Origin of the sequence: Massilia sp. TWP1-3-3, from assembly GCF_049897805.1 — a bacterium.
In the GTDB taxonomy this organism is placed as follows: Bacteria; Pseudomonadota; Gammaproteobacteria; order Burkholderiales; family Burkholderiaceae_D; genus Telluria_A.
In genome coordinates this window covers 1-3,042 of record NZ_JAFCWX010000089.1, presented here as the reverse complement: position 1 = coordinate 3,042, position 3,042 = coordinate 1, and the positions used below count along the sequence as shown (strand labels likewise).

Below are 3,042 nucleotides of genomic sequence, written 5' to 3'. Positions count from 1 at the left end.
GCCGGAAAGACCTATCGACATCGAGAGAATCGTTCGAAGCCCAGGAAGCCCGGCGTAAAACCACACAAGAAGATGACTCAGAAAAACTGTTGAAATGTCTTAACTTGGGTGGATTGGTGACCGGGCTCCTATCTAATGTCCGAAGGCGTTCGACCAAGTATGAAACGCCCCGAGCAATATCTCTTCGTCAGTTTCAAATATGTTGCCAGTGTGAGAAATGGTGACAGGATTTGCGAGTGCCTTCAGATTCCGCATGATCTGAAATAGGCCGAGTATTGCAGGCTCATCCCAGTGTGGCCCCATCCTGTAGTCTAAAGCGATGAAATCAGGGCCCAAAACGAACACACCTAAGTCAGGAATCGATACGCCTTCTTCGGACTTCAACCCGCCGAACACAACGTGGAACGGATCCGCGTCGCCAGCAAGAACGGCAAGTGCAGGGTTCTCGCCAAAACCAATCGCACACTCTTCGCTTCTGCTGCGTGACCAGTAGTAGGAAGATTCAGACGCCAGATGAGTTGCGCGGCCTTGGATGAGAGCGTACGCATCACCAACCACGCGCTTCTGTCCGAAATCGAAATTGATGTCAGGAAGGGCGCCGTCACGAACACAAAGAATCTGATGTACTTTTCTAAAACTCATCTTTAAATCCATCGCACGCCGAAAGGCCCGACGACACCAGCCAAGCGCTGGCCGACTGACGTATTAAAGCTTTCATGAATGACGGCTTTTGGCCGAACACTGCCGATTGTAATCGACGACACGTCTTCACCTGCGGATTCCGCTGCTGGAGCCCCATTGCGGTCATCCGTCCAGTCGCGTCACGCTGAAGCGGCGATTATCCATTGCTACCCGCTAGATAATAAAGGAGGTAGCCGGAGAACCAAATGTCGTCCGACTGCGCCGCTGCGTCAAACACTTTTTTCAAATCTGCCTCGCTAGAAAATCCATATTCACAGAGTCGAGCGCCAGCAAACCCGATTAAGCGCCAAGCATCAAACCCATCGATTTCCCCGTTCGATCCAAAGTCAAAATCAATCAGCCCGCGTGGAAGGTGGACGGCGCAACCGTACCCATGCTTGTAGTAACGAATCTGCCCATTCAGTTCACCACTTTGACGTATATCGAGATCGCCCCACTGAGTGCTACTCGCCGGACGTTCGATTCCCGATGCAGCCATCAATTCGACTGCCTGCCGCACTGCTGCTTGATAGTCGCTAATTAACGTTGATAGTCGTGAGTCCATTGATGGTCAACTGGTAGTTTTAAAGACACCGCATGGATAAACCCACTCGCCTGAACGACCGCTTCTGGCCGGCTCCTACCAATTGTACTCGACGGCACGTCGGCGCCTCCGGTCTCGCCGCTGGCACCCCGAAACCCACCTTCGCCAATCGATTAGGCAGGCGGAAAGTCCTCGTACGATTTAGGCATGTAACCCCAAATCCGAAGAACGTCGCCGCGCACTTCAAATTCGAAACCGATCTGTTTAACGACTATCGACACTTCGTCCGTATGGTCAATGATCGAAGGCGCAAGTAGTCGGCCCTGTGCGGGGACGTCCTCCCACAGGCCGATATCAAACCACTCGACGGAGGCGAAAGGCAAGGGCAAATGGTAAAACCACTCGACGTCCCATTCCGAAATATGCCCTGAGACTGATTTTGAACGGTACGACGGGCGCCATCCACTCAGCTGGCGGAAATAATTGATTAGCTCATCCCAACGCGTGTTGTTTGACACGCATCCCAAGTTTCTAGCAGCGACAGCCGCGTCGATTTTTTTTCGTGCTGCGTCGTCGTGGGCCGTGCGTGCGCTTGGCAATTCATTCATTGGGAACCTGATCATTGCTTGCTTGCAGCAGTCCGCTGTTGGCGGTACACGGGCTCTCAAGGAAGTACCAAGTGCATCTTCGTGCTAGAAAAATACTGCACCTTTGCTTGAGATAGTTCGTCGGCCAATTTTTTACGCAGGACCAATCCGTCCGCGTCCAATCTATCAACTTCGTTCGAGTCTGGGTATGTCCGAAAGTGCGCCAGGTCATATCGTTGCTGCCATGCTGAGATTTCATCTCCTAGGCTATCGAAAATGCCTAGAGCAGGTGCCGTCAACCAGCCACCCTCGACGGCATCCCGTACACCAGTTCCCGAGAGCATTCCATCAACTACTAAATGGTACGCAGTATTGTTCATATTGAAGAGCGATTCGTGAACGTCTGAAATTAGCCGATCCAGGTCAGCAGGTGCAATCCCGTATCTCAAAGCCAGCGCTCAAGCACTCCTGAAGAGACCAGAGCAAGCCAGCAGCGTCAGCCCGAAAATGTTCACGTTCCACTTCCGACCATGGCGAAGGTCCTGCCGGGTCATTCCAATCGTGGGATGTATCAAACCGTGCTATCAGATCTTCCGCCAGCTTCTTCACAGACGGTGCAATTTCAAGACTGTCCAACTCAACAGGGTATCCCAACCTATCTCTAGCCAGCTCATTTTCCGACCAAAGGCAAATTCCAGAACCTGCATCGAAAGAAAATCGCAATTTATAAATTTCCATGTGCCTCGCAAGATCGTATGTCGGCCGACAAGCGCCGATTGTACTCGACGGTTACGGCGCGGTCCGATTTCGGCGGTTGCCGCCCCATAGCAGCCCCTCAGACGTTGGGGTTCACTTTAACCATTCGACTTTAAGGACCTTTCCGAATACATGTGCCATCCTAAATTTCTGACGCCCGAACTCGCTGGCACTTTTGTATTCTAGTGTGTAATTCGCTTTCTTGATTTCGATAGCGAGGAACTCATAGCGATTCGCGTCACAATACTCTCGCCCGACTCGCGCTGCCGCGAACTTGGAAGAATAGTACGAAAGAAACCCCAGAACGATGAAAGGAAGAACCAGCATGCCGATTCCACCGACGACCTTTAAAAGGAGGTGACTGTTCAGCCCCTATGACCGGCAGAAATTAGTTGTAAACAATTGTGATCGCGTTCATCATGCTGGCATGGCAACGAAACCTTCTTCTCCCGACCTGACTGGACTGTCCCACGA

At 51.9% G+C, this 3,042-nt stretch carries 4 protein-coding genes; all 4 read right to left on the bottom strand.

Annotated features, from left to right (window positions below; translation table 11 throughout):
• Positions 1-132: 132 nt before the first annotated feature.
• Positions 133-642 (bottom strand): hypothetical protein, encoded by a 510-nt coding sequence (locus tag ACP7D4_RS27825; RefSeq protein ID WP_426212665.1) that lies wholly within the window; start codon positions 640-642, stop codon positions 133-135.
• A 196-nt stretch (positions 643-838) separates the two neighbouring features.
• Positions 839-1,246: a DUF6896 domain-containing protein gene (locus ACP7D4_RS27820; RefSeq protein WP_426212663.1), complete on the bottom strand. Its 408-nt coding sequence runs from the start codon at positions 1,244-1,246 to the stop codon at positions 839-841.
• 152 nt (positions 1,247-1,398) lie between these two features.
• Positions 1,399-1,833 (bottom strand): DUF6678 family protein, encoded by a 435-nt coding sequence (locus ACP7D4_RS27815; protein ID WP_426212661.1) that lies wholly within the window; start codon positions 1,831-1,833, stop codon positions 1,399-1,401.
• Positions 1,834-2,235: 402 nt separating this feature from the next.
• On the bottom strand, positions 2,236-2,550 hold the full coding sequence (locus ACP7D4_RS27810) for a hypothetical protein (RefSeq protein ID WP_426212659.1): 315 nt from the start codon (positions 2,548-2,550) through the stop codon (positions 2,236-2,238).
• Positions 2,551-3,042 lie beyond the last annotated feature (492 nt).